Here is a 24,802-nt window from a genome sequence, read left to right as displayed (position 1 = left end):
CGAACCCCGCGTGCTGCGGGAACTTGCGCAGAGCGATCTTGTTCGGTGATTCTGGCTCCGGGGGTGTGAGTCTCCCGCGATTTCGCAGGATCACGTCACGAGAGGGTCCTTTGATGAACGATTCCACCGACACCGACAGGAGGCCGATGGCGGGCGCCGAGGTGACGGTGGACGAGCTGGACCTCGCACTGGTGAACGCGATGCAGCTGCAGCCCCGGGCGCCCTGGTCGCTGCTCGGCCAGACCCTTGGCATCAGCCCGGTCACCGCGGCCCGCCGCTGGCGCCGGCTCTCGGAGTCCGGGATCGCCTGGGTGACCGCCTACGGCCTGCCGGGCCCGGAGGATCGCGGGTGCATGACCTTCTTCGACCTCGACTGCGCTCCCGCCCGGCTCGGGAGGATCGCGGACGAACTGGCCCAGGAGCCGCACGTGCTGAGTGTCGAACACGTCTCCGGGGGCTGCGATCTCGTCCTCACCGTGGCCTTCACCGACCTGGCGACGGTCTCCCGGTACAGCACCGAACGGCTCGGCCGGATGTCCGGGATCACCGCCGTACGTGTCCATCTGGCGACCGGGTTCTACGCCGAGGGCAAACGCTGGCGGCTGGACTCGCTCGACCGGGCCCAGCGTCTGGAACTGCACGACGACTCTCCCTCGTTCGCCCATTCGTCGGCCGAAGTCCGGGAGGGAGACCGCGAGTTGCTCATCCGGCTGGGCGTCGACGGCAGACTCGACCAGACCGAGCTGGCCGCCGCCACCGGGCTCAGCCCGTCCACGCTGCGCCGCCGCCTCGATCGGCTGGCCGCCTCCGACGCGATCCGCCTCCGTTGTGAGATCGCCGCCTGCGACGCCGGCCGGCCGGTGTTGGCGACCTTCCTGGCCGACCTTCCCCCGGACCGGCTGGACGAGATCGGCCCCCAGCTGGCCAGACTTCCCGAGGCCCGGCTCTGCGTCTCCGTCACCGGCCCGCACAACCTCGTCCTCGCCGTCTGGGAACGCTCGCTCGCCGGCGTCCAGCGCCTGGAGACCGCGCTCGCCCGCAGGTTCCCCGACCTGCGGGTGGCCGAGCGCCGGGTGTCGCTGCGCACCGTGAAACGGATGGGCCGGATCCTCGACGCGGACGGACGCGCGGTCCGCGCCGTCCCGATGGACATCTGGCGGGACCCGGTCCCGGTTTCCTGACGGCACGTCGGGTCGGCCGGGTGCGGTTCGTCGATCGTGGGCGATCCGAGGAGAAGGTGGTCGATTCCGTTCGCCTCGGACATGGTTCGCGCAAGGCCCTTCCCCATCTTGATCGAATCTGACAGAGTCGTCCGCTGTCCGGTACACGGCTGCCGGTACCGGGGGGAACGGGAACATGTCCGGCTCTGTGCTGCGTCGACTGCGCGATCAACTACCGCTACCGTCCGCCCTCCTGGCCGGCGGACGCGACCGGGACGCGGCCCCGTGGGTCCGTACCCGGCTGCGCACCGCGCCGCTGGCCGCCCTGCTCACCGCCGCCCTCGCGCTGACCGTGGTCTTCCTGGCCGCCGCACTGCCCCGGGCGCTGGACCGGGGCGCGAACGACGCACTCCACACGTATCTGCGCACCCTCGGCCCGATTCCCACCAGCGTACGGGTCACCTCGGGCCCGGCTCCGAGCGGTGACCCGGCCGAGATGCTGGACACCACCCGGGCCCAACTCACCGGCGCGGTCGGCGCGGTGCTCCCGCTCGCACCGAGTGGTCCGGTGTACGGCCGCCAGGGCGTCAGGTCGCGTTCGCTGGAGAATCCCGGCCTGGACCGACCGGACGGCATCTCACCCCATCTCACCCTGCTGTACCAACACCGGGCGCGGGAGCACGTCGGGCTGACGGCCGGTCAGTGGCCGGGTGCCGCAGCGCCGGGGGAGCCGATCCCGGTCGCGGTGTCGGTGGGTGCCGGAAAGACCATCGGCGTCCGGCTCGGCCAGGTGCTCGACGGCGGCGACGGCCAACAGGCCCGGGTGGTCGGCCTGTACACCGCTGACGACCCGTCCGATCCGTTCTGGGCCGGTCAGGAGTGTGCCACCAAGGTCTGCAGAGGCGTGACCGACTCACGGGAGATCTTCTGGACGGCCACGGCGCTGGTCGGTCCGGAGGTGCTGTCCCGCCTGGCCGGCTGGGGCAACGGGGACGAGGACTTCTGGCGGCTGCCGGTGGACGTGGGTGTGCTGCGGGCGGACCAGCTGCGGCAGACCTCCTTCGCCCTCGCCTCGGTCACCGCAGGACCGATCGGCGCCCGGATGATCACCGACAGCGGCCGACCCAAGACCCGGATCACCTCCCGCCTGCGGAGCGAGATCGACTCCGCCCGGAAGCGGCAGTCCGCGATCGACTCACTCGCCGGGGTCGGCCCGGCCGGCGCCGCCGGGGTGGCCGCCGTGCTGCTCTGCCTGGCGGCGGCGCTGACCGCCGAACGGCGGACGGCGGAGCTGCGGCTGCTCCGGGCGCGTGGCGCCGGGACCGGCGGGATCTGCCGACGACTGCTCGGGGAGGGGGCGCTGACGGTGCTGCCCGCCGCCGGGCTCGGCGCACTGCTCGCCTTCACCCTGCTGCCCACCCCGCGCTGGCCGGCCGCCGCCGTCGCGGCCGGTTCGGTCGCGCTGCTCGCGCTGCTGGCCTTCCCGGTCCGCACCGCCCTGCTGCTCCGCGAGACCGGCCGCACCCGGTCGGGACGGCCTCGCCTGATGGGCGAACTCGCCGTGCTGGCCGCCACCGTGGCGGCTGCGACCCAGGTCGTCCGACGCGGGGTGGCCCCGCTCGGCGAAGGGGTGGACCCGCTGCTGGTGGCAGCTCCGCTGCTGATGGCGCTGACCGGTGCGCTGCTGCTGGCCCGGCTCCAGCCCGTCCTGATCGGGCTGCTGGCCCGGCGGGCCCGGCCCAGGCCCGGCGCGATCGCCTTCCTCGGCCTGGCCAGGGCCGCCCGGGGCAGCGGCCCGCGCTCGCGGCCCTCGGTGCTGCCCCTGCTCGCCCTGGTGCTCGCGGTGACCTGCGGCGCGGTCGGCTCCACCGTCCTGAGCTCCGTCAGTGCCAACCGGATGGTGGCCGCCCGGTACACCATCGGTGGCGACGCGTTGATCAGCACCGTCGTGCCCGGCGCACTGCCGGAGGCCCTCGTCGCGGCCGCCGAGCGGTTGCCGGGGGTACGGACCTCCGTGCCGGTCTGGGTCGAGAACGAGGCCAAGCTGTGGAGCACGTCCGACAACCCGATCCGGATCAGAGTGGTGATGGCCGACCCGGTCGAGTACGCGAAGCTGGCCGAGGTCGCCGGGCGGGGCCGGTTCGACCCGACCCTGCTCTCGGCGGTCCCGGGCTCGCCGCTGCCCGCCCTGGTCACCAGCGATCTGTCGCCGGGCGAGTACCGGATCCAGCTGGACAACGGCGGCGAGCCGGCCGTGATCCGTGCCGTCGGCAGCGCGGACGGCACTCCTGCCCTGTTCGGGGCGGCGGGCAGCGCCGTCGTGCTGCCCGCAGGCCCCGGTACCGCCGCCCTGCCCCGGCTCGTCGGCCCCAACAGGTGGCTGGCCACCGGGGCCGTCGACGACGCCCGACTGCGCGCGCTGGCCGAGGAGTTCCTCGGCCAGCCCGCCGTCGGCGAGGAGACGCGTCACCTGGTGCGGACCAGCGCCGGGACGGTCACGGGGCTCGGCAGCGACCCGCTGCAGAACTCGGCCGAGCGGCTGTTCTGGGTCACGGTCGGCGCCACGGCGCTGTTCGCCCTGCTCTGCGTCCTGCTGACGCTGTACCGGGCCGGGCCCGAACGCGCCGCGATGCTGGCCCGCCTGCGCACCATGGGCCTGCGACCCCGGCAGGGCCTGGCACTGATCCTCGCCGAGGCACTGCCCCAGGCACTGTTCGCCGCCCTCGGCGGAGCCCTGACCGCGGTCGGCTGCATCCTGCTGCTCGGCCCGGCCGTCGACCTCTCCCCCCTGGTCGGCGCCGAAGTCCCCACCGGACTCCGGCTCACCGCCGCACCCATCCTCGAACAGACCCTCGGGCTGGCACTGCTGGCCTCCCTCGCGGTGCTGGCCGAAGCCGCCGTCACCGCCCGTCGGCAGATCACCACCGAGCTACGAGCGGGAGACACCCGATGACCACACCGCCCCCTAGCCCGGACGAACTCCGGCGCAGGGCACCTCAGTTCTTGTGGAACGGTGCCCTGCGCCGGAGTCAGTCGGACGGCCGCCTGGGGATCAGAAGCCGGTGTCGTAGGTGTACCGGGCGCTGTGGTCGAGCATGTCCGCCGGGGTGACGTCGTTCCAGGGCTTCATGGTCTCGTTGAGGTCGACCACGTTGGGGGTGCCGGCGGTCGGCAGGTAGCCGACCGAGGGGTGGCGCTTCTGCCACTCCGACCACAGCTTGTCGATGAAGCAGTGGTGCAGCCAGAAGACCGGGTCGTTGGGCGACATGCCGGTACTCATCATGCCGCCGACCCAGACGTGCACCCGGTTGTGCAGGTTGACGCCGCGCCAGCCCTCCAGGTTGTTGCGGAAGCCCGCCGAGGTGCTGTTCCACGGGGCGGCGTCGTACTCGGCGATCGCCAGCACGCCGTCCGCCTCGCTGCGGGTGGGCAGTTGGGCGACCCCGGCGCCGAGCTGGCGCCGCAGGTAGTTGCGGCTGTCGGGCCGGATCCCGAGGGTCCAGTTGCCGCTGGAGTAGGCGAACGGGCCGGTGGTCACCTGGCCGTCGCTGCTGCGGCCGTTGCCGCCCATGAAGTCGGCGCCCCAGATGGTGGCGCCGGTGGTCCGGTCGGCGGTCCAGTCCCAGTAGGGCAGGGTGACGCTCGGGTCTATCGCCTGGAGCGCCCCCTCGAACTGGAGCAGGAACCTGCGGTGCCAGGGCAGGAAGGACGGCGAGCGGTGGCCGACCCGCTCGCCGCTGTCGGTGTCGCTGACGATGAACGAGTTGTGCGTGCTGACGAACGCGTCGTAGCCGCCGTTGCGCTTGAGCGCGAGCACGGCGTTGACGAAGGCGCGCTTCTCCTGGGCCGTCAGAGTGGCCTGGTTCTTGCGGACTGCCATGAGTCCCCCCTTGTACGAGTGGTGAGGTGAGCGGGTGTCAGCCGGTTCAGGCGACGGCGACCGGGACGAGCGTGGCGCCCTGCAGGTCGGTGACGGCGGCGCGGGCGAGCGCGCGCGGTGTCGGGAAGGTCTGGTAGTGGTTGACGACGCTGATCCAGGTGCCGTCGGCGTTGCGCATCATGTGCAGCTCCTCGCCGTCGATGTGCACGGCGTACCCGGTGCCGCCGGCCCCGGTGGTGCCGTGGTGGTGGCCGCCCCCGTCGGCGACCGGCCGACCCTGGATCCGACGGCCGTGGAAGACCTCGTCGAAGGTGTCGGACGCGCCCGGATCGGCCGCCGTCGCGGAACCGCCGGCCGGGCCGACGACGCCGAGCACGGCGGTGCCGGCCGCAACGGTGAGCGCGACGGCCGCTCCCTGCAGCATCCGCCGCCGGGTCAGCTCCGAGGCATGGGTGACTTCGGACATGGTGGTACCCCCCTTGGGCGCCCCGGTGATGTTGGGGCGCCGTTCATGAACCCGTACTGAAACGTTAATCGGAGGGGATCTCATGATCCCCTCCGCTGTTTCGATGCTGTCAATCCTTGATGACCTAGGGAACTGCCGATCGGCGGGGGTACGAAGAGGTGTGGCTGAAACAGGCCATCCGACCGTGCCCACGCCTCGGGACGAACAGTGAGATCTTCACCGTCTTCACTGAAAGGCCATCGGAAAACCAAGGATCTTCACTCTGTGCAGTCGGCCCGCCGAAGATCCTCTTCCGCCACGCCCGGATCCCCCGATCGCAGTGACCTCGCTCACGGCGCGAGGATGGCGCGAACCTCGTGCACGGGTGTCACCGCCGGCGAGGCGGCTCGGGTGGGCGGTGGGTGCGCAGGTGGGCGGCGGCTTCCGGGGGGAGGGGGTGTCGGCCAGGCGTCGTCCGGCCAGGTCGAGGATGTGGGCGGCGTGCCGGCGGTGGCCGGTGCGCAGCGCGTGGGCCCAGACCGGGTCGAGCAGGGCGGGCCCGGTTTCCAGACGTGCCAGGAGCTGGGGTGTGGTACTCAGTCGCAGGAACTCGGCCGGCCCGAGGGCCCGGTGGAAGTCGGGGCGCCGGGGATCGGCGAGGTGGTCCAGCACGAGCGCCGGCCACCGGGGCTCGCGGAGCAGCTGCTCGTGACATGTCGTCAGGTGCCCGGTGTCGGCGGGCGTCCAGGGCAGGTCCTCGGGCGGGTGGCGGAGGAACACGGTGATGTCGATCAGGTTGCGCAGCATGGCGAGGGTGGGGGTCCGGAGCTGGACCAGGTCGGCGTAGCGATGCAGGACGGGGACGGCGTGCGGGTAGTCGGCCAGGCCGGGTGCGGGACCTCCCTGAGTGGCCGCCATCGCGGCCAGCATGCCGCCGGCGCCCGCCAGCAGCGGGGTGTCGACGTGGGGACGGCGAAGGGCGCCGTGCAAATTGCCCGTGGTCGCCGCGAGATGGGCCAGGTACTCGTTCATGACGGTGTTGCGGAAGCCCTCGCGCAGCAGCCCGGCCCTGATGCCGGGGACGGTGGTGCCGCGCAGCAACCGCACCGCCTGGATGCGCCCCCACCCCGCCACCCGTCGGGCGAGGGCGTGGACGGCGAGATCCCCGTCGGGCTGCGAGCGGCGGAGCGCGACGGCGGCGTAGAGGGTGAGCTCGTCGAGGCTGCCGAGCAGGAGCAGCAGCTCGCGGTCGCGCGCGTCCCCGCCCAGTCCCAGGAGCACCAGGCCGATCTTGACCGGCTCCCGGTGGGTACCGTGCTCGGCCAACTGCCGCCCCAGTCGTCGCAGGCCCTCGGACGGCAGGGCCCGGCAGCGGACCTCGGTGCTCAGCGCGTCGGCGACCTCGATCGCCCGGCAGGTGGCCAGGAGGTCGTGCAGGAGTCCCATCTCGTCCCCCGAGGTGGGCACCGGAGCGGACAGCAGGAGTTCGAGCCGTTCGGCGAGTTCGACGCCGGTGGGCGGGACGGCGCCGTGGTCCGGGGTGCGGTGCAGCAGGGCGTCCGCACCGCCGCCGACGAGGACCGGGCGAGCGCCGTCCGGGTCGGCATCGGGAAGCGGGTCGCCGGACCAGGGCCACGGGCCGGGGCCGTGCTGGGCACGCAGGGTTCGGGCATGGTCGAGAAGGGTGGGACTTCCGCCACCGGCAGAGCCGTCGCGTCCCCACCACGAGCCGGTCACCGAGCGGAGGGCCGGTCGCCCTTTCGTGTGGTCATGACGGGGATGGTGCCCGACGCGGACCGTCCTGGCAACCGGGTTCCCGTCGCTGTCGGGGAGTCAGCGGATGCGGAAATCGGGATGGTCACCGGTGGCGGGGCCCCAGTGCTCCGTCACCGTGTCGACGCGGCCCGGGGTGTCGCCCGTGCGCAGCCAGTCCAGCAGCCGTGCGCAGTCCGCCCGCGAGCCTTCGGCCAGCACCTCGACCCGGCCGTCCGGGAGGTTGCGGGCGTAGCCGGTCAGCGGGCCGATCCCGGCCGCCCGGGCGCTGACGGACCAGCGGAAGCCGACGCCCTGGACGTGGCCCTCGATCAGTGCGGTCAGCCGGGTGCTCTCGGTCATGTGGCAACCGTACTGACGGGGCCGGGCCGGGGCCGGTCCCGATACGCCGTCAGGGGGGTCAGGGCCCCGGACCGGCGGGGGCGCGGGAGGGCCACCGACCGGGGCGAGGTGGGCCGCCGTTCGGCCCGGTCGCGTGCAACGTGTTCGCCGAGCCGGCCGCCCTGCCCGCATGTCCCGCCGTGGTGCGCCGGGCGCGGCGGGTCGGCACCCGGGCGTCGTCTCAGCGGCCCCCGGCGCGCTCCCGGACGGGGACGGACCGCGACAGCGCGGGCGGGATGGGCGTGGCGGGGGTGCCGGTCAGGTCCGCCACGAAGGCGGCCAGTCGGTCGAGCTGCGCGGTGTCGAAGCCGCGCTTGAGCACCGGGTGGAAGGTGAACGGATTGAGGTAGCAGAGGAGGAACTCCGGGGTGTCGAGCACCCGGTGGTACTGCTGCCAGGCGATCTCGGTGTGCACACCCGGCCGACGGATCGTCACCGTCTCGTCGGTGAGCGTCACCTCGACCGCGCCGGTGATCTTGGCCATGGCCTTGCGGGCGGCCCGGTGGGTCCCCAGGGTCAGCTGGTAGAGCAGGATGCCGGCCGCGACCAGGGCGACCAGCCCGACCGGGTAGTTCCCCAGTGGGAAGAGCAGCACCGCGTCGGTGGGCAGCAGGACCACAGCCAGCAGGGCCAGCCGCCGGCGCCGCCGGTTGCCGACCCGGGTGGCCCGGAGCAGTTCCTCGAAGGACATCCGGTACGACGTGCTGATGTTCAAAGCTTCCCCCGGCGGTCCTCGGCAACAAGATCAGGACTCTAGGGGGTGATCGTCCCGGCGTCCAGGCGATCGTCCGCAGGCTCCGGCAGGTCGGCCGCGAGATCGACGAACAGGGCGGCCGACCAGCCGAAACCGGAGGTGGCGCGGGGCGCCCGGGCGCCGGTCAGCGGGTTCCAGTACTCGTAGAGACCTCCGGCGTCGCGGACCATCGCCAGGGTGCGCAGCCGGAGCTCGTCCGCGGTGGCGGTGAAGCCGGAGCGGCGCAGGCCCTCGATCAGGAGGTAGTTGACGTTCAGCCAGACCGGGCCGCGCCACATCGCGTCCGGGTCGAAAGCGGGATCGTCGAACGCCACGGTGGGCACCGGGTGTTCGCCCCAGAAGCGGGCCGAGCGGAGCTCCCGCTCCAGGGCACCGGCCACTTCGGCGGGCAGCCGGCCGGTCAGCAGCGGCATGAGGTCCAGCACCGTGCGGACGTCGACGGGCGCGCCGCCCACCAGCGTCCGGAAGCGGGTGCCGTCCCACCGCCGGGTGAGCAGCAGCTCGGTGTGGGCGGCGGCGCGGGCGCGCCACCGGGCGGCGTCGGCCGGGAGGCCCAAGGCGTGCGCGATGTCGGCCAGCCGGTCGGCCTGGAGGATCAGGTAGGAGTTGAGGTCTGGGGGCTCGGCGCGCGGGCCGTGGTCCCAGACCGGGCTGTCGTCCAGGCCGGAGGAGTAGGGGTGCAGGTACTCCGGGAGGCCGTCGCCGTCCGGGTCGGAGGCGGTGAACCACCAGGTGTGCGCGCGGACCAGCTTCGGGTAGACCGCGGCGAGGAACGGGAGGTCCGGGTCGGTCCGGTGGATCTTCCACACCGCCCAGGCGGCCAGGGGCGGCTTGGTGACCGGTACCGGCTCTGCGGAGGGCAGCACGCCGTTCGCCCGGCCGACGTGCTCGCTCAGCCGGGCGAGGTCGGAACGGGGCAGGTCGGTGGTCTCGGCCAGCACCCCGTGCTCGTGCACCACGTCCGGGAGTTGGCCGTCCGGGAGCTGGTGGTCCAGCAGCAGCATGATCTGGTCGCGGGCCAGCGCGGGTGAGGCGTGCCGCAGGGCGACGGCGTGGAAGAGCGCGTCCCAGTTCCAGACGCCCAGGTAGCCGTACTTGGACGGCACCAGCCCCTCGCGGCCGGCGATCGGCAGCAGGTTGACCGCCAGCGTCCACCAGGCCATCCGGGCCCGCTCCGCCAAGTCCGGTCGGACGGGTGGCAAGTGGGCGAACCACCGCTGCCAGCGGTGCTCGGCGGCCGCCCGGACGGTCTGCTCCGACCAGGTACCCGGCGGACCGGTCAGGACGTGACAGTCGGTCAGGGCCAGGGTCCGCGCCGTCCCGTCCGGCCGTCGCCAGGAGGCGTGGGCCCGCCGCCCGGAGAGCACCAGCGTGGTCGGGTCGGCGAACATCAGCGAGGCGCCGTTCGCGAACCGCACCTCCGAGGGCGTCGCCGAGGCGACGGGTACCGGGCGGCCGTCGGGGTCGCGGACGGCCAGCGCGGTGAGCTCGGTGGTCGCGTCGAGCGGGGTCTCGTACTCCGCCCGGGCGACCCGGAGGCCGTCCGGGGCCGCCGTGACCAGCAGGCGCGAGCCCCGCTCGGTGAACGGGCGCTCCACCAGGTCGAGTTGCACGGTGGACATCAGCGCCCTCCCAGGCCCGATGAGGCCATGCTGTTGAGGATCTTGCGCTGCCCGACCAGGAAGGCGATCAGCATCGGCAGCACCGTCATCGCGGACAGTGCGGCGGTCAACCCGTAGTCCACGCCGCCGCGTTGGGAGTTGAAGGAGTCCAGCAGCAGCGGGATGGTGAACAGGTCCGGGGTGTTCAGGAACACCAGCGGGAAGAAGTAGCTGTTCCAGCTGGCCAGGAAGACGATGATGCCCAGCGTCCACAGGCCCGGCCTGATGTTCGGCAGGATGATCCGCCAGAAGATGGTCCAGCGGCCGGCGCCGTCGATCCGGGCCGCGTCCTCCAGCTCGACCGGGACGGCCCGGACGAACTGGCGCAGCAGGAAGACCGCGAACGGATTGGCGATGGCCGGCAGGATCAACGACAGGTGCGAGTCGATGAGTTGGAGCTTGGCCAGCAGGATGTACAGCGGCACGACGGTGACCTGGGCGGGCACCATCTGGGTGGCCAGGAACAGCCCGAACAGCGGCCCCGAGCCACGGAACGGGATCCGGGCGAAGGCGTACGCGGCCATCGAGCCGGTGAACAGGGTGGCCGCGACGGTGACCGCCGCGATGTACATGCTGTTCCAGTACGCCTGCCCGAGCGGCACGCTGCCGAGCACGTCGGGGTAGTTCTGCGAGCGCCAGGGGGCGGGCAGCCAGGCCAGCGGCTCGTTGATCATCTGGCTGACGCCCTTGAAGGAGGTCAGCAGCATCCAGACGAACGGGAACAGCATGATCAGGCCGCCGAGGCCGAGCCCGACGTGCAGCAGGATCTGTCTCCGGTGGGTCATGCCGGGCCTCACGACTCGTAGTGGACGAAGCGCTTCTGCGCCTTGAACTGGACCGCCGTGACGACCAGCGTCAGCAGCAGCAGGATCAGCGCGGCGGCGCTCGACAGGCCGAACCGGAACTCCCGGAAACCCTGCTGGTAGACCTTGTAGACGATGGTCTGGGCGCCCTCGTTGTGGTTGGGGTTGACCAGGACGTAGATCAGGTCGAACGCCTGGAACGAGCTGATCACCGACACCACCAGGGTGAAGAAGACGGTCGGGGAGAGCATCGGCAGGATGATCGAGCGGAGCAGCTGCCAGGGCCCGGCGCCGTCGATCCGGGCGGCTTCGAGCAGGCTCGGCGGGATGGTGGACAGCCCGGCCAGGAAGATCACCACGTTGAGGCCGAGTGAGGACCAGACGGTCACCACGGCGATGGCGGGGACGACCCAGGTCGGATCCTCCAGCCAGCTCGGCAGGGTGACCCCGAACAGGTCCTGCACCGTGCCGTTCAGGATGCCGTCCGCGCCGCCGCCGAGGATCATCTGCCAGATCACCGAGACCGCGACCGAGCTGGTCACCACCGGCAGGAAGTAGATCACCCGGTAGGCGGTCCGGCCCCGGACGCCGTGCAGGGCGAGGGCCAGCAGCAGCGCCGGCACCAGGCCGCCCGGCACGGTGATCAGGCCGATCTTGACGGTGTTCCAGACCGCCCGGCCGAAGGACGGATCGGTCAGCAGGGTCCGGAAGTTGGCGAAGCCCACCCAGTCGGCGTCGCCGAGGCCGTCCCAGCGCATGAAGGAGAGCACCACGGCGAAGCCGAGCGGTCCGACCAGGAAGACCAGCAGGCCGAGCAGTTGGGGAGCCAGGAAGAACACGCCCCACCAGCGGTCCCGCCGCCGCCAGCGCGGCTCGCGCATCCGCTCGGCGGGGCGGGACCGCTCGGTGGCCGGTGCCTGGGCGACGGCACTCAACTCTGCTTGCCCTTCATGCCGTCGACCAGGGTCTGCAACTGGGTCATGCCCTCGTCGAAGCCGACCTTCCCCTCCCAGATCTTCATCAGCTGGTCGTTGACGGCCTTGGTCAGGCCGGGGACGGCGACCTCGTCGGGGTAGTTGGCGAAGCCCTTGTCCCGGACGTCCAGGAAGGTCCGGGCGTGGGCGGGGTAGCCGCCGTCCGTCACCAGGTTCTCGGCGCCCTTGACCGAGGGCACCGCGCTGCCGCCCTTGAGCCGGAGCTGCTGGCCTTCCTTGCTGACGAACTCGGTCAGGAAGGTGAACGCCTCCTTCGGGTGCCTGGTGTCCTTGTTGACGGTCAGGTAGGACGCGGCGACCGCGCCCTGGATCGGCTGCCCGGACTCGGACGGGAACGGCACGATGTCGTAGTTCGCGAGCTCGCCGCCCTTCCGGATGCTCTCGATGACCCAGCGGCCGCCGGCGTAGAAGCCCGCCTTGTGCTTGATGAACTGGGTGCCCGCGCTGTTGCCCTCGGGCAGCAGGTCGGCGGAGGCGAAGGTCCTGTCCCGGTACCCGTCGGCCAGCGTCCGGAGCGCCTGACGGGCCTTCGGATCGATGGTGGCGACGTACTTGCCGCCGTCCCAGACCTTGCCGCCGAAGCCGTTCACCATGCTGTAGTTGGCGCCGTACCAGTTCCAGAAGATCGAGCCGTACTTGCCGGCGGCCTTCAGCCTGGCGTTCATCTCCAGGTAGGTGGCCATGGTCCAGCGGCCGGCCTCGTTCAGCGCGGCCGGGTCCTCGGTGATCCCGGCCTCGGCCAGCGCCTTCCGGTCGAACCAGAGCACCTCGGGGTTGGTGTCGTTGGGGACGCCGTAGGTGACGCCGCTCTTCTTGGCGCCGCCGTAGATGCCCTCGAAGAAGTCCGCGGGCTTGCTCTTGCTGTCCGGCCCGGCCAACTGCTGGTCGAGCGGGGCGAGTACACCGTCGGCGACCAGCTTGCCGATGTAGTCGTCGCCGACGTAGAAGACGTCGGGGGCGGTCTTCGAGGTGAGCTGGGTGAGCAGCTTGGGGTGGTAGTCCTCGTAGGAGGCGACCGGTTCGAGCTTCAGCGTGATGTTCGGGTACTTCTTGGTGAACTCGTCGGTGAAGGCCTTGAAGACGGCCATGTCCTCGGCCGATCCCCAGGTGGACCAGCGCAGGGTGACCTTGCCGTCCTTGGCCTCGCTGCCGCCGAGGCCGCCGCTGCTCCCGCTGCAGGCGGACGCGGACACGGTGAGCGCGAGCGCGAGCAGGGCTGTTCTCTTCTTGAAGCCGGACACCGGGTGCCTCCGAGAGGTGGGGTGGGGGTGGGTGGAGCAGGGTCAGGCGAGGCCGCCGCCGTCGACGACCAGGGCGGAGCCGGTGACGAAGCTGCTGGCATCGCCGGCCAGGAACAGCACGGCGGCGGCGATCTCCTCCGGGGAGCCGGCCCGGCCCATCGGGCGGTCGGCGGCGTCCTTCTCGAACACCGCCCAGTCCTCGGCGAGTTGGCGTGCCTCGTCGCGCAGCATCGGTGTCATGGTGTCGCCGGGGTTGACCGAGTTGACCCGGATGCCGGCCGCGGCGTGGTCGATGGCCAGCGCGCGGGTCATGTTGACCACGGCGGCCTTGGAGGCGCAGTAGGACAGCGCGTTGCCGCCGCCCTTGAGACCCCAGCCCGAGCCGGTGTTGACGATCGAGCCGCCCTCGGTCATCGCCGGGACGGCGAAGCGGCACATCAGGTAGACCGAGCGGACGTTGACCGCCATCACCAGGTCCCACTCGTCGACGGCGATCTCGAGCGCAGTCTTGCGGCGGATGATCCCGGCGTTGTTGAACAGGACGTGCAGCCCGCCGTAGATCCCGACCGCGATCCGGACGGTCCGCTCGCAGTCGGTCTCCGAGGAGACGTCGGCCCGCACCGCGACGGCCCGGCCGCCGGCCGCCTCGATCTCGTGGACCAGTCCGGTCGCGTCCGCCAGGTCGGCGATCACCACGGCGGCGCCCTCGGCGGCGAACAGCCGGGCGGTGGCCCGGCCGATGCCGGAGGCTCCGCCGGTGACGATGGCGACCTTGTTCTGCAGGGTGTTCATGTGTCCTCGCTCGCTGACTGGATGCGGTACATCACTGATTCGCGGTACCCGGTGACCACCCGGGCGGGCCCGCTGAGGGCCGCGTCGGTGGCGGTGTCCCCGCTGTCGACGAGCAGCGGACGGCCGCCGAGCGCGGCCAGCTTCTGCTGGGTGGCGAGCACGGTGATCCCGGCCAGCCGCGCCAGCACCCGGGGGCTGAACTGCTGGTTCCCCCGGCCGATCACGAAGCCCTGGCCGCCGATGACCGAGAGAATGGCATGCGTCACCTGTGACATGGCAAGGGTGAGCAAGGTCTGCTCGGTGACGTCCGAGGCGAGCAAGGCGCCGTCCCGGACCACGTCCACCCCCAACGGCGTCAGTTCCAGCCCGAGTTCACGCCCCACCGCGAGGGTGGTGGCACCCGGCCCCAGGGCGTAGGCGGTGCCCGGCCGCATGGCGGCCACCACCGCGCGCGCGATCGACTCCACCGTCCCGGGCCCGGCTGTGGACGACCCGGTCTTGCGGCCGCTCAACCGCGCCCTGGCCGCCGGCACCCGCAGGGTGCCGTACAGCCGGGCACCGACCCGGCCCGCCCGGTGGGCGTCCTCGTCCAGGTCGACCACCTCGGCGTCCAGGGTGGTCCCGTCGAACCCGGCCGCCGTCGCCCCGGCCGCGAACGGGCTGATCGCGAAGCACCCGGAGTAGACCTTCACCCCGGCCGGCACCCCGAGCACCGCCCCGGTCGGGCCGGCGTCCAGCACGTCCCGCGCCGTCCCGTCCCCGCCGACGAACAGCAGCAGGTCCACCCCGGCGAGCGCCGGCACCGCCGCCCGGGTGTCCAGCGGGCCGGTGAGCAGCGCCGGGCGGTGGACGATCCGGTACGGGACGCCGGCGGCGCGGGCGCTGTGTTCGCCCATCCCGCCTGCGACGGTGCGCAGTTCGAACCCGGGGCGGCGGGCGTGCAGGGCCCGGAGCGCGGCCGTGGCGCGGTCGGCCGCCCGGGGTACCGAGCCGAGCGCGAGCGCCCTGGCCTGGACGGCGGGGCCGTCGCTGCCCTTGAGTGCGACCGGACCGCCCAGCCCCGCAACCGGGTTGACGACCAGTCCGACGATCACGGCCGGTGCTTCCGGCAGTAGGCCCGCCAGGTGGGGGACCACTGCGCCGGGTCGTCCAGGGAGCTCGGGTCGATCCGGTGGACGGTCTGCCGGTAGGGCGCGTTCCGGACGAACTCGGGGTCCTTCCTGGCCTCGTCGGCGACCCGGGCGAGGATCGCGGCGTACTCGTCCAGGTCCTCGCGGGAGTACGACTCGGTCGGCTCCAGGGTGAACGGCTCGGGCACCAGGTAGGGGTGGTGGCTGGTCCAGTAGTGCACCCCGAAGTCGGCGGCCCGGACACCGATCTCCTCCGAGTGCACCCCGGTCTGCTCGGTCAGCTCCTGCCAGGAGTAGCGGACCTGCTCGACCCGTCGCCGGTCCGCCCACGGCACCGAGGCGCCGGGGATCCGCACCACCTTGTGCATCAGGTAGTTGTTGTTCAGCACGGCGGTCTCCGCGACCTCGCGCAGACCCTCCGCGCCGAGCGCCATCACCCAGGCGTAGGCCCGGACCACGTTGGGCGTGACGCCGAGGAACGGCCGGATCTTCCCGACCGACCGGGCGGGCGAGCCCAGCGTGTACGACTCCCCGGCGCGGTCCACCACCGGGCCCGGCAGGAACGGGACCAGGGCCTCGGAGACGCCGCACGCACCGGCCGCCGGGCCGCCGCAGGCGTGCGGCGTGGAGAAGGTCTTGTGCAGGTTGAAGTGGCACAGGTCGAACCCGGCGTCACGGGCCCGGGTGATGCCGAGGACGCCGTTCGCGTTGGCCTGGTCGTAGCAGGCCAACCCGCCTGCGGCGTGGACCAGTTCGACGAACTCCCGGATCCTCGGGTTGAAGATCCCGGTGTCCTCCGGGTTGGTGATCAGCAGAGCGGCGGTGCGCGGCCCGACCGCCGCGCGGAGCGCCTCGGCGTCCGGACAGCCGTCGGCGTCCGGCAGCAGGGTGATCACCTCGTACCCGGCCACCTTCGCGCAGGCCGCGTTGGAGGGGTGCGAGAAGATCGTGGTGATCACCTGGTCGCGCTGCCCGCCGTCGCCCCGGGAGGCGTGGTAGGCCCGGATCATCGCGAGGTTGGCGTAGATCGCGGCCGAGCCCGCGCCGGGCTGGAGGGAGACCCGGGCCATCCCGGAGATCTCCTTGAGGATCTGCTCCAGCCGCCAGTAGATCTCCAGCACGCCCTGCACGGAGTCCTCCGGCTGGAGCGGGTGCAGCTCGGCGATCCGCGGGTCGCGGACGAAGGTGTCGTTCACCTTGGGGCTGTACTTCATGGTGCAGGTGCCCTGGCCGACGTCGATGTTGAAGTCCGCGCCGAGGGTCTCCTGGGAGAGCCGGAAGTAGTGCCGGACCACCTGGTTCTGCGACAGCTCGGGCAGCGCAGGGGGAGTGGACCGGCCCACCCCGGCCGGCAGTTCGACCAGCGGGGCGTCCGGGGCGGGGACGCCGATGCCGCGCCGCCCCGGCCGGGAGAGCTCGAAGATGATCTCCTCGTCCCAGCGGGCCTGGTGGAAGCGGCGCAGCGCGGGCTTGGGCGCGACCGGCAGGGTGGCGAACGGCTCTCCGTGCGAACTCACTGGGTGCCTCCGGTGGCCGAGAGGGCGTCCTTGACGGCCGCCGCGAGGGTGTCGAGGTCGGCGATCGAGTGCCGCTCGGTGACGCAGACCAGGACCTCCCGGGGCCCGAGCCGGACGCCGCCGAAGATGTCGCGCAGCCGCAGGGCCGCCAGTAGCGCGTCGGCGTCCGGCACCTCGATCGCGAACTCCCGGAAGTGGACAGCCTCCTGGTGGCGCACCAGGGCGCCGGCCGAGGCGAGGGCCCGCATCGCGTACCTGGTCCGGGCCAGGATCGTCTCGCCGATCTCCCGCATCCCCTGCGGGCCCATCAGCGCGAGGTAGACCCCGGCGGTGATGCCCCACAGGGCGGCGGCGGTGCCGACCCACTCCCGGCCCTCCTCGCGCAGGGCGAAGGAGGTGCGGTCGTAGGAGACGTCGCCGAAGCCGTACTCGCCCGGGACGGCGGTCGGGGCGATGCCGAACAGTCGGGACGGGAACTCCGCCACCAGCCGCTCCTCGTCCCGGCTCGCGATGAAGCCGGCCTGGCCGCCGCCGTACTGCTGGTGCATGCCGAGCGACTGGATGTCCCCGCACACCAGGTCGGCGCCGTAGGCGGCGGGCGGCGCGAGCACGCCGAGCGAGATCGGGTCCGTCCCGACCACCAGCAGGGCGCCCACCCGGTGGGCCAGTTCGGCGAGTTCGGCCCCCCGGGTCTCGATCACGCCGTGGACGGTGGGGGTCTCCAGGTAGAGCGCGGCGAAGGTCCCGTCGAGGACCACCTCGCCGATTTCCCCGGTCTCGGCCACCGGGGCGAGCAGGACCTCGATGTCGGGCGTGAGGTAGTCGCGGATCTTGCTCAGCTTGTCGGCGGCGACTGCGCCGCTGACCAGCACCCGGCGGCGCCCGGTGTAGCGGGCGGCCATCCGCAGCGCCGTCCCCGCCGCCTGGAAGCCGTCGTAGGTGGGCACGTTGACGACGTCCATCTCCAGCAGCTCGCCCATCATCGAGACGTACTCGAAGAGCGCCTGGAACCGGCCGTGGTCCTCGTACGGCTCGCCCGCGTAGGCGGTGAGGAACTCGCCCCGCCCGTTCACCTCGTCGCAGACGGCCGGTACGTGGTGCGGGTAGCAGCCGTGGCCGAGGAAGCTCAGCGTCTCGGTGGTGGCGGTGTTCCGGGCCAGCATTCCGTGCAGGTGCCGGACCAGGCCCTGCTCGTCCGGGAACGGCGCGGGCAGGTCGAGCGGGCGGTCCAGCCGGAGGTCGGCGGGGATGTCGGCGTAGAACTCGTCGACGCTCCGGGCGCCGATCTCGGCGAGCATCGCGGCCCTGGTCTCGGGCCCCGCGTTGGGTATGTAGGGATGGTTCACGGCACTCCTCGGTGCTCCGGGTCGGGGCGGTGGGGCAGTGGGGTGGGGCCGGGGGTCAGGGCTTCAGGACCACGGCGTCGCGCGGTGCGAGGTGGACCGAGCCGTGCAGGTGACGGCCGGTCAGCAGGTCGGTCCCGGTGGTGGGCAGCTGTACAGTGGCCGGCGCGGTCCCGTGGTTGAGCAGGAACAGCAGGTCGCCGCGGCGGCAGAGCTCGACGCCGGGGGGCAGGTCGGTCCCGGTCAGGCCGGCGGCGGCGAGCACCTCGTCCAGCACCGGCGTGAGGTCCTCGGGCAGGCAGCCGAGGTAGGTGGCGCGGCCGCGCCGGGTGACGGCCGGGCGGCCGTCCAGCGGGCCGCCCCGGTAGCGGGCCAGCACCTCGGCGTCGTCGACCGTCAGCCACTCGCTCCAGGTCCGGGTGGTGAGGACGGTGCCGTCACCGGTCACCAACTGCTGGTCGACGCCGTCCGGGATCGGCCAGAACTCCTCGACCCGCAAGCCGAGTTGTCCGCGCAGCGGCCCCGGCGGACCGCCGTCGTGGACCTGGTCGGCGGCGTCCACCACGCCGCTGAACGGGCCGACCACGAGCTGCCCCGGGAAGGCGGCCAGCCCGGCGGCCTGTCCGGCGGTGCAGAGGTAGAGGTTCGGCGCGATCACCACGCGGTAGGCGGAGAGGTCGCGGCCCGGCGGCGTCAGGTCGACGGCGAGGCCGCGGGCGTGCAGCGGGGCGTACCAGGAGAGCAGCAGCTGGTGCAGCCGGAGCCGGTTCGAGGGCAGCGACTCGGGTGCTTCGAGACCCCACCAGCTGTCCCAGTCCAGGACCAGGGCGACGTCCGCCCGGGTGCCGGTGCCCGCGACCTCGGCCAGTCGGCGCAGGTCGGCGCCGAGGGCGAGCGTCTCGCGCCACTGGCGGGTGTCCGTCCCGCCGTGCGGCAGCATCGCCGAGTGGAACTTCTCCGGGCCGTACCTGGCCTGCCGCCACTGGAAGAACATCACCCCGTCCGAGCCGTGGGCGAGCGCCTGCAGACCGTGCAGCCGCATCGCGCCGGGTTCCTTGGGGACGTTCACCTCGCGCCAGCTCACCGCGCCGGGCGCCGACTCCAGCAGCAGCCAGGGCTGTTGCTTCAGGGAGCGCATCAGGTCGTAGCTGAGTGCGGCCTTCAGGTAGGACGCCGGGTCGGCGGGGTCGGGGTAGGCGTCGTCGCTGACGAAGTCCTCGGCGGCGGCCCACTTCCAGTAGTCCAGGTGGTGCAGGATGCTCATGAAGTTGGTGGTCACCGGGAGGTCCGGGGTGACCTCCTTGAGCACCTCGCGCTCGGCCTCGAAGCAGGCCAGCAGCGCGTCGCTGCAGAACCGGCGCCAGTCCAGCACCTGGGTGGGGTTGACCGGGCCCGGGGCTTTCCGGGGCGGGCTGAGCTGCGTCCAGTCGGTGTAGTGCTGGCCCCAACAGGACGTCCCCCAGGCCGCGTTGAGTTTGTCCAGGGTGCCGTACCGGTCACCCAGCCAGCGCCGGAAGTGCCGGGCCGACTCCTCGCAGAAGCACTCCACCGTGTGGTCGCCGTACTCGTTGCCGACGTGCCACATGACCAGGGCGGGGTGGTCCCGGTACCGCTCCGCCATGGCCCGGGCCAGCCGCACGGTGCTGTCCCGGAACACGGGTGAGGAGGGGCAGTACCCCTGGCGGGAGCCGAACTCCAGCCTGGTCCCGTTCGCGTCGACCGGCTGGACCTCGGGGTGCTGCCGGACCAGCCAAGGCGGTGGGGTGGCCGTCGCGGTGGCGAGGTCGACGGCGATCCCGTGCCCGTGCAGCAGGTCGAGGATTCGGTCGAGCCAGTCGAACTCGTAGACGCCAGGCGCCGGTTCGAGCCGTGACCAGGAGAAGACGGCCACCGTCACGATGTTCACCCCCGCCTCGGCCATCAGCCGGACGTCCTGCTGCCAGACCTGCTCGGGCCACTGCTCGGGGTTGTAGTCGCCGCCGTACAGCAAGCCCGGCACCCGGGTCAGACCCATGGAATCGCCACCCCTCCGTGCCATCGGCATTTTGTATTCAGAATACTTAGTGCAGTACTCTGCATTCGGTCAAGAGCTATGCTGAGAACGGAGGTTGGGGCTTCCCGTTCGGATCGTGCCGGGGTGCGTACCTCGCCGGTCGTCCGTCGGTCACTGATGCTCCGCTCTCGGCCCCGATCCACGCACCCCGGCACTGCCCGCCCCTCGGCGGAGCCGCAGCTGTCACAGTCGACGTGATTCCGAAGGAGAGGCCCCAGATGGTGATCGAGCGCCGACCGCTGCGCGAGCAGATCCGCGACGAACTGATGGAGCGGCTCACCCGCGGTGAGTTCGCCGCTGGGACGGACGTCAACGAAGCAGTGCTGGCAGCCGAGTTGGGCGTCAGCCGGACGCCGCTGCGGGAGGCCCTGATCACCCTCGCGGGCGAGGGTGTACTGGAGAGCAGTCAGGGCCGGGGTTTCCGGTTCGCGCCGGTCAGCCGCAAGGAGTTCCGCGAACTGGTCGCCATCGTCGCGGCGTTGGAGTCGCTGGCGCTGGAGTCCTCCGACCCCGTGCACCTGCTGAGGATCGCGCCCGACCTGCTCCGGCTGGCGCAGGGCTTCCCCGACCCGGTGGCCGCGCACGCCGTGGTCGACCGCAGGGACGACGAGTGGCACGGCCTGCTGCTCAGCGGCTGCCCGAACGAACGCCTGCTGGACCTGCTGGCCGGCGTCAAGGCCGGCATGCGCCGCTACGAGAATCTGGTGGTCGCGGAGGACGAGCCGGTGGCCCGGGAGTCCGAGGAGCACTGCGAGATCGCCCGCCGGCTGCTCGACGAGGACCTGCCCGGCGCCATCGCGGCCCTCAGGGCGAACTGGGTCGGCGGTATGGAGCGGATGCTCGCCCACATCCCGCAGGACTGACGGCTGCACCGCACCGGGCGGCGGGCGGCGAGCGGCGGGCGGCGGGCGGCGCGGGCAGGGTGTCGGTCGCGAAAGCGACGGCTTCGGCGTTGGATGGTGGCAAGGTGATGTGCCATGTGCGGAAGATATGTCTCCACCACCACGCCCCAGGACCTGGTCGACCTGCTCAGGGTGACCGGTGGCGCGCCGCCGGAGGAGCTGGCACCGAGCTGGAACGTCGCCCCGACCGATCCGGTCCCGGCGGTGCTGGAGCGGGTCGACCGGGAGACCGGTGAGCTGACCCGACAACTCCGGGTGCTGCGCTGGGGATTGGTGCCCTCCTGGTCGAAGGACGCCAAGGGCGCCGCCCGGCTGATCAACGCCCGGGCCGAGACCGTGCACACGAAGCCCGCGTTCCGGAAGGCGTTCGGCACCCGCCGCTGCGTCCTGCCCGCAGACGGGTACTTCGAGTGGGTGCCGGTACCCGCCGTCGCCGACGGCAAGGCGTTCAAGCAGCCGTACTACCTGCACCCGGCCTCGGACGGGCCGATGCTGATGGCCGGGCTGTACGAGTTCTGGCGCGACCACTCGGTCCCGGACGACGACCCGGCCGCCTGGCTGGCGACCGCCACCGTCATCACCACCGACGCCACCGACGCGGCGGGCCGGGTGCACGACCGGATGCCACTGACCGTCGACCTCGCCGACCTCGACGCCTGGCTGGACCCGGAGCTGACCGACCCCACCGAGGCCCGCCACCTGCTGCACACCCCCGGCGGCGCCGAACTCGCCGTCCGGGCGGTGTCCACCGCGGTCAACTCCGTCCGCAGCAACGGCCCGCAGCTCCTCGAACCGGTACCGGACCCGTTGTAGCGCCAGATCCGGGCGGTGCCCGCGCGCTCCGGCCGGCGAGGTCCGGCCGGAGCGCGGGGTGGGGTCAGCGGGTGGTGGCGGCCGGTGGGGGAGCGGGGCAGGTGGCAGGGGCGGGGTCGTGGTGGTCGGCGAGCCAGAATCCGGCCAGGAGGCCGACGACGGCGAGGAGCTTGTGGCGGTTGCTCTTCCACCACGACGGTGAACCGGCCGCCATGAAACGTAGGTGGGTGTAGTCCGGATGCTCTCGGGGCGGTGCGTCCTTGAACAGGCCCATGTTGGGTGAATCTCCTTCCACCTTCAGGGGGTTCATGACCGTACGCCCTGCTCTGTCCCGGGCGCAGGTCATTAATCCGCTGTGCTGCCGGTGCAGCGGGCCCGCCGGGGCGAGGACCCCCGGGTCCGACGGGCCGCGTCGGCCGACGGACTGTGCTCGGACGGACGCCTGCACGCGGAGATCCGGGTCGACGAGCCCCCGGGCAACCTCTCCGTCGTGGCCGATCGACGGGCCGGCAGGCTGCGCACCTCGATCGAGATCCCGACCCCGGAGCAGGGGTACCCGCTCAGCTGGGCCAAGCACTTGGTCCGCCAACTCGCGGACGCCCCGGCGGATCCGCACGGTGAATAACCCCGTGCGCTCGCCGGGCCGAGGTCCCTAGACTCGCCGCACATCGAGCGCCGTCCGACCGGACGGCGCGGACCGTGGCGAGTGAGGGGAGACCGGCCGTGCGCTACCGCACCGCTGTCGTCGTCCCGCCGTCGCGGTACGAGGTGATCCTGGTGTCTCGCGGTGCCCGGTGCCCGCTGCGCGCCCGGCACCGGAAGGCTGCGACGACCGTCTGACCCGCTCCTCCTCCACCCCCGTCCCCGTACCCACGGGACTTCCGGGGTTCATGAGGAGGGTCGCCCGGGCCCGTCGTCCGCAGATCGCGCCGCCCTTCTCCGGATCACCCCGAAAGGCCAACGGCCGTGCGTACCAACCCGCACCTGCAGCACACCGACCCGCTCGCCACCGTCCGCAACCTGGGCATCCTCGCCCACGTGGACGCCGGCAAGACCACCGTGACCGAGCGGATCCTCTACCTCACCGGCGCCGTCCACAAGCGCGGCGAGGTCCACGACGGCACCACCGTCACCGACTTCGACCCGCAGGAACGGGACCGGGGCATCACCATCTTCGCGGCGGCCGTCAGCTGCGCCTGGGACGGTCACCGGATCAACCTGATCGACACCCCCGGCCACGTCGACTTCGCCGACGAGGTGGAGCGCTCGCTCCGGGTGCTCGACGGGGCGATCGCGGTGTTCGACGCGGTGGCCGGCGTGGAGCCGCAGAGCGAGTCGGTCTGGCGGCAGGCCGACCGGCACGGGGTGCCCCGGATCGCCTTCGTGAACAAGCTCGACCGGGTCGGGGCGGACCTGGACGCCGCCGTCGAGTCGATCCGGCAACGGCTGCACGTGGTCCCGCTGGTGGTGCAGCTGCCGGTCGGCACGGAGGACCGGTTCACCGGCGTGGTCGACCTGTTGACGATGCGGGCACTGCTCTGGGACGACGGCGCGGAAGCCGGTCGGGAGACCGACGTACCGGCGGAACTGCTGGCGGAGGCGCAGCGCCGACGCCACCTCCTCGAGGAGGCGGTGGCCGAGCTGCACCCCGGCGCGCTGGAGGAGTTCTGCGCGACCACGGCGGTCTCCGCACCGACCCTGGCCGCCGCGCTGCGCGACCTCACCCGCACCGGGGAGGCCGTGGTGGTGCTGTGCGGATCGGCCTACCGGAACCGGGGGATCGAACCGCTGCTCCACGCGGTGACGGCCTACCTGCCCTCGCCGCTGGACGTACCGCCGGTGCGCGGCACGCTGGACGGCACGGTGCAGGAGCGGTCGGCCGATCCCGAAGTGCCGTTCGTCGGGCTGGTGTTCAAGGTGAGTGCGGCCGCCACCGGGCGGCTGTCCTACCTGCGGGTCTACTCGGGGACGATCGGGAAGGGGACGACGGTGCTGGACGCGGGCACCGGCCGGTCCGAACGGATCGGGCGCATCCTGCGGGTGCAGGCCGACCGGCACGCGGACGTGGACCGGGCGGTGGCCGGGGACATCGTGGCCGTCATCGGGCTCAAGGGCGTCCGGGCGGGCAGCACGCTGTGCGCGCCGACGGCGCCGTTGGTCCTCGAACCGCCGAGCACCGCCGAACCGGTGGTCTCGGTGGCGGTGGAGGCCCGGACCGGTGGCGACACCGACCGGCTCGCCACCGCGCTGGCCCGACTGACCGAGGAGGACCCGTCGTTGCTGGTCCGCACCGACCCCGAGACCGGGCAGACGGTGCTGTCCGGGATGGGCGAACTGCACCTGGAGGTGGCGGTGGAGAAGATCCGGCGCACCCACAGTCTGGAGATCCAGGTCGGCCGCCCGCAGGTGGCCTACCGCGAGACGGTGCTCCGAGGGGTGACCGGTCTGGTCTTCCGGCACGCCAAACAGGACGGCGGGGCCGGGCAGTTCGCCCAGGTGGTGCTCGACACGGCTCCGCTGGAGCCGGTGGCGGGCGGGGCCGGGCGGCCGCTGGGCTTCGAGTTCCGCTCGACCGTCACCGGTGGCCGGGTACCGGCCGAGTTCGTCCGGGCGGTCGAGGCCGGCTGCCGGGACGCGCTCGCCGAGGGCCCGCTGGCCGGCCACCAGGTCACCGGCCTGCGGGTCACCCTGACCGACGGGGCCACCCACCCCAAGGACTCCTCGGAGCCGGCGTTCCGCACGGCCGGCCGGCTCGCGCTCCGCGAGGCGCTCCGGACCGGGACGACGGCGCTGCTCGAACCGGTGGTCGAGGTCACGGTCACCGTGCCCGAGGACGCCGTGGGCGGAGTGCTCGGCGACCTCGCCGCCCGACGTGGCCGGGTCACCGGCTCGACCGCCCGGGTCGGCACGGCCGTGGTCACCGCGACCGTACCGCTGGCCGAACTGTTCGGCTACGCGACCCAGTTGCGCAGCCGTACGCAGGGCCGGGGCACCTTCACCACCCGGGCCACGGGCTACGCCCTGGCACCGGCCAGGTAGCCCGACCGACCACCCCGACCGGAGCTCCCGGCCGGGGTGGTCGGCGCTGCCGCTCGGGTCTGCGGCCACCCGTCCGGCCTGACGGTGAGTCAGATCTGAGCTTCGCCGGGATTCGGGGGA

General features: G+C 72.5%; 20 protein-coding genes and 1 pseudogene. 6 read left to right on the top strand and 15 right to left on the bottom strand.

The window, feature by feature from the left end; all coding sequences use genetic code 11:
• Window positions 1-113 precede the first annotated feature (113 nt).
• Complete coding sequence (locus tag ACIRPK_RS06675) at window positions 114-1,181, top strand: Lrp/AsnC family transcriptional regulator (RefSeq protein WP_403033950.1); 1,068 nt, start codon at window positions 114-116, stop codon at window positions 1,179-1,181.
• 175 nt (window positions 1,182-1,356) lie between these two features.
• A complete protein-coding gene (locus tag ACIRPK_RS06670; protein WP_403033947.1) occupies window positions 1,357-4,113 on the top strand; it encodes a hypothetical protein in 2,757 nt (918 codons plus the stop codon).
• Between the two features lie 99 nt (window positions 4,114-4,212).
• Here the strand turns inward: ACIRPK_RS06670 and ACIRPK_RS06665 are convergent, their stop codons facing one another.
• The 14 genes from ACIRPK_RS06665 to ACIRPK_RS06600 all read right to left on the bottom strand — a co-directional run bounded on the left by ACIRPK_RS06665 (window position 4,213) and on the right by ACIRPK_RS06600 (window position 19,889).
• A complete protein-coding gene (locus ACIRPK_RS06665) occupies window positions 4,213-5,040 on the bottom strand; it encodes a tyrosinase family protein (RefSeq protein ID WP_403033945.1) in 828 nt (275 codons plus the stop codon).
• 46 nt (window positions 5,041-5,086) lie between these two features.
• Complete coding sequence (locus tag ACIRPK_RS06660; RefSeq protein WP_403033942.1) at window positions 5,087-5,506, bottom strand: tyrosinase cofactor; 420 nt, start codon at window positions 5,504-5,506, stop codon at window positions 5,087-5,089.
• A gap of 225 nt (window positions 5,507-5,731) precedes the next feature.
• Window positions 5,732-7,222 (bottom strand): hypothetical protein, encoded by a 1,491-nt coding sequence (locus ACIRPK_RS06655; protein WP_403033939.1) that lies wholly within the window; start codon window positions 7,220-7,222, stop codon window positions 5,732-5,734.
• Between the two features lie 96 nt (window positions 7,223-7,318).
• Window positions 7,319-7,600 carry an acylphosphatase gene (locus tag ACIRPK_RS06650; RefSeq protein WP_403033936.1) on the bottom strand — a complete coding sequence of 94 codons (282 nt, stop codon included), beginning with the start codon at window positions 7,598-7,600 and terminating at the stop codon, window positions 7,319-7,321.
• 220 nt (window positions 7,601-7,820) lie between these two features.
• Window positions 7,821-8,354, bottom strand: a complete 534-nt coding sequence (locus ACIRPK_RS06645; RefSeq protein WP_403033933.1) for a YcxB family protein — start codon at window positions 8,352-8,354, stop codon at window positions 7,821-7,823.
• Window positions 8,355-8,392: 38 nt separating this feature from the next.
• Window positions 8,393-10,015, bottom strand: coding sequence for an amylo-alpha-1,6-glucosidase (locus tag ACIRPK_RS06640; RefSeq protein ID WP_403033931.1), 1,623 nt, complete (start codon window positions 10,013-10,015; stop codon window positions 8,393-8,395).
• Window positions 10,015-10,839, bottom strand: coding sequence for a carbohydrate ABC transporter permease (locus ACIRPK_RS06635; protein WP_403033928.1), 825 nt, complete (start codon window positions 10,837-10,839; stop codon window positions 10,015-10,017). The genes ACIRPK_RS06640 and ACIRPK_RS06635 overlap by 1 nt, the downstream gene beginning before the upstream one ends.
• An 8-nt stretch (window positions 10,840-10,847) precedes the next feature.
• Entirely contained in the window at window positions 10,848-11,792 is a 945-nt protein-coding gene (locus ACIRPK_RS06630; protein WP_403033926.1) for a carbohydrate ABC transporter permease, read from the bottom strand.
• Entirely contained in the window at window positions 11,789-13,093 is a 1,305-nt protein-coding gene (locus ACIRPK_RS06625; protein ID WP_403033924.1) for an ABC transporter substrate-binding protein, read from the bottom strand. The genes ACIRPK_RS06630 and ACIRPK_RS06625 overlap by 4 nt, the downstream gene beginning before the upstream one ends.
• A 42-nt stretch (window positions 13,094-13,135) precedes the next feature.
• Window positions 13,136-13,885 (bottom strand): SDR family NAD(P)-dependent oxidoreductase, encoded by a 750-nt coding sequence (locus tag ACIRPK_RS06620; RefSeq protein ID WP_403033922.1) that lies wholly within the window; start codon window positions 13,883-13,885, stop codon window positions 13,136-13,138.
• Window positions 13,882-14,979 (bottom strand): ATP-NAD kinase family protein, encoded by a 1,098-nt coding sequence (locus ACIRPK_RS06615; RefSeq protein WP_403033920.1) that lies wholly within the window; start codon window positions 14,977-14,979, stop codon window positions 13,882-13,884. The genes ACIRPK_RS06620 and ACIRPK_RS06615 overlap by 4 nt, the downstream gene beginning before the upstream one ends.
• Window positions 14,976-16,532 carry an aminomethyl-transferring glycine dehydrogenase subunit GcvPB gene (gcvPB, locus tag ACIRPK_RS06610; RefSeq protein WP_403033917.1) on the bottom strand — a complete coding sequence of 519 codons (1,557 nt, stop codon included), beginning with the start codon at window positions 16,530-16,532 and terminating at the stop codon, window positions 14,976-14,978. The genes ACIRPK_RS06615 and gcvPB overlap by 4 nt, the downstream gene beginning before the upstream one ends.
• Window positions 16,529-17,878, bottom strand: coding sequence for an aminomethyl-transferring glycine dehydrogenase subunit GcvPA (gcvPA, locus tag ACIRPK_RS06605; RefSeq protein ID WP_403033914.1), 1,350 nt, complete (start codon window positions 17,876-17,878; stop codon window positions 16,529-16,531). Before gcvPA ends, gcvPB begins: the two co-directional genes overlap by 4 nt.
• A gap of 55 nt (window positions 17,879-17,933) precedes the next feature.
• Entirely contained in the window at window positions 17,934-19,889 is a 1,956-nt protein-coding gene (locus tag ACIRPK_RS06600; RefSeq protein ID WP_403033912.1) for a beta-galactosidase, read from the bottom strand.
• Between the two features lie 257 nt (window positions 19,890-20,146).
• Here ACIRPK_RS06600 and ACIRPK_RS06595 point away from each other — a divergent pair, with 257 nt between their 5' ends.
• Window positions 20,147-20,791, top strand: a complete 645-nt coding sequence (locus ACIRPK_RS06595; protein WP_403033909.1) for a GntR family transcriptional regulator — start codon at window positions 20,147-20,149, stop codon at window positions 20,789-20,791.
• 114 nt (window positions 20,792-20,905) lie between these two features.
• Window positions 20,906-21,643 carry an SOS response-associated peptidase gene (locus ACIRPK_RS06590; RefSeq protein ID WP_403033906.1) on the top strand — a complete coding sequence of 246 codons (738 nt, stop codon included), beginning with the start codon at window positions 20,906-20,908 and terminating at the stop codon, window positions 21,641-21,643.
• 64 nt (window positions 21,644-21,707) lie between these two features.
• On the opposite strand, the gene ACIRPK_RS06585 is transcribed toward ACIRPK_RS06590, so the two are convergent.
• Window positions 21,708-21,917, bottom strand: a complete 210-nt coding sequence (locus ACIRPK_RS06585) for a hypothetical protein (RefSeq protein WP_403033904.1) — start codon at window positions 21,915-21,917, stop codon at window positions 21,708-21,710.
• Between the two features lie 81 nt (window positions 21,918-21,998).
• Between ACIRPK_RS06585 and ACIRPK_RS06580 the strand changes: the two are divergent.
• Both ACIRPK_RS06580 and fusA read left to right on the top strand, forming a co-directional pair.
• A pseudogene (locus tag ACIRPK_RS06580) lies at window positions 21,999-22,265 on the top strand (TerD family protein); the annotation flags it as partial.
• Window positions 22,266-22,609: 344 nt separating this feature from the next.
• Entirely contained in the window at window positions 22,610-24,682 is a 2,073-nt protein-coding gene (fusA, locus tag ACIRPK_RS06575; RefSeq protein WP_403033901.1) for an elongation factor G, read from the top strand.
• Window positions 24,683-24,802 lie beyond the last annotated feature (120 nt).

It is taken from the genome of Kitasatospora sp. NPDC101801 (assembly GCF_044766665.1).
GTDB lineage: Bacteria > Actinomycetota > Actinomycetes > Streptomycetales > Streptomycetaceae > Kitasatospora.
This window is presented reverse-complemented; position numbering and strand designations above follow the sequence as displayed.

Excerpts from the sequence above, each read along its gene's own strand:
- ACIRPK_RS06675 (WP_403033950.1), top strand. The coding sequence starts at position 114 with ATGAACGATTCCACCGACACCGACAGGAGGCCGATGGCGGGCGCCGAG.
- ACIRPK_RS06670 (WP_403033947.1), top strand. The coding sequence starts at position 1,357 with ATGTCCGGCTCTGTGCTGCGTCGACTGCGCGATCAACTACCGCTACCG.
- ACIRPK_RS06665 (WP_403033945.1), bottom strand. The coding sequence starts at position 5,040 with ATGGCAGTCCGCAAGAACCAGGCCACTCTGACGGCCCAGGAGAAGCGC.
- ACIRPK_RS06660 (WP_403033942.1), bottom strand. The coding sequence starts at position 5,506 with ATGTCCGAAGTCACCCATGCCTCGGAGCTGACCCGGCGGCGGATGCTG.
- ACIRPK_RS06650 (WP_403033936.1), bottom strand. The coding sequence starts at position 7,600 with ATGACCGAGAGCACCCGGCTGACCGCACTGATCGAGGGCCACGTCCAG.
- ACIRPK_RS06640 (WP_403033931.1), bottom strand. The coding sequence starts at position 10,015 with ATGTCCACCGTGCAACTCGACCTGGTGGAGCGCCCGTTCACCGAGCGG.
- ACIRPK_RS06635 (WP_403033928.1), bottom strand. The coding sequence starts at position 10,839 with ATGACCCACCGGAGACAGATCCTGCTGCACGTCGGGCTCGGCCTCGGC.
- ACIRPK_RS06620 (WP_403033922.1), bottom strand. The coding sequence starts at position 13,885 with ATGAACACCCTGCAGAACAAGGTCGCCATCGTCACCGGCGGAGCCTCC.
- ACIRPK_RS06600 (WP_403033912.1), bottom strand. The coding sequence starts at position 19,889 with ATGGGTCTGACCCGGGTGCCGGGCTTGCTGTACGGCGGCGACTACAAC.
- ACIRPK_RS06595 (WP_403033909.1), top strand. The coding sequence starts at position 20,147 with ATGGTGATCGAGCGCCGACCGCTGCGCGAGCAGATCCGCGACGAACTG.
- ACIRPK_RS06590 (WP_403033906.1), top strand. The coding sequence starts at position 20,906 with ATGTGCGGAAGATATGTCTCCACCACCACGCCCCAGGACCTGGTCGAC.
- ACIRPK_RS06585 (WP_403033904.1), bottom strand. The coding sequence starts at position 21,917 with ATGGGCCTGTTCAAGGACGCACCGCCCCGAGAGCATCCGGACTACACC.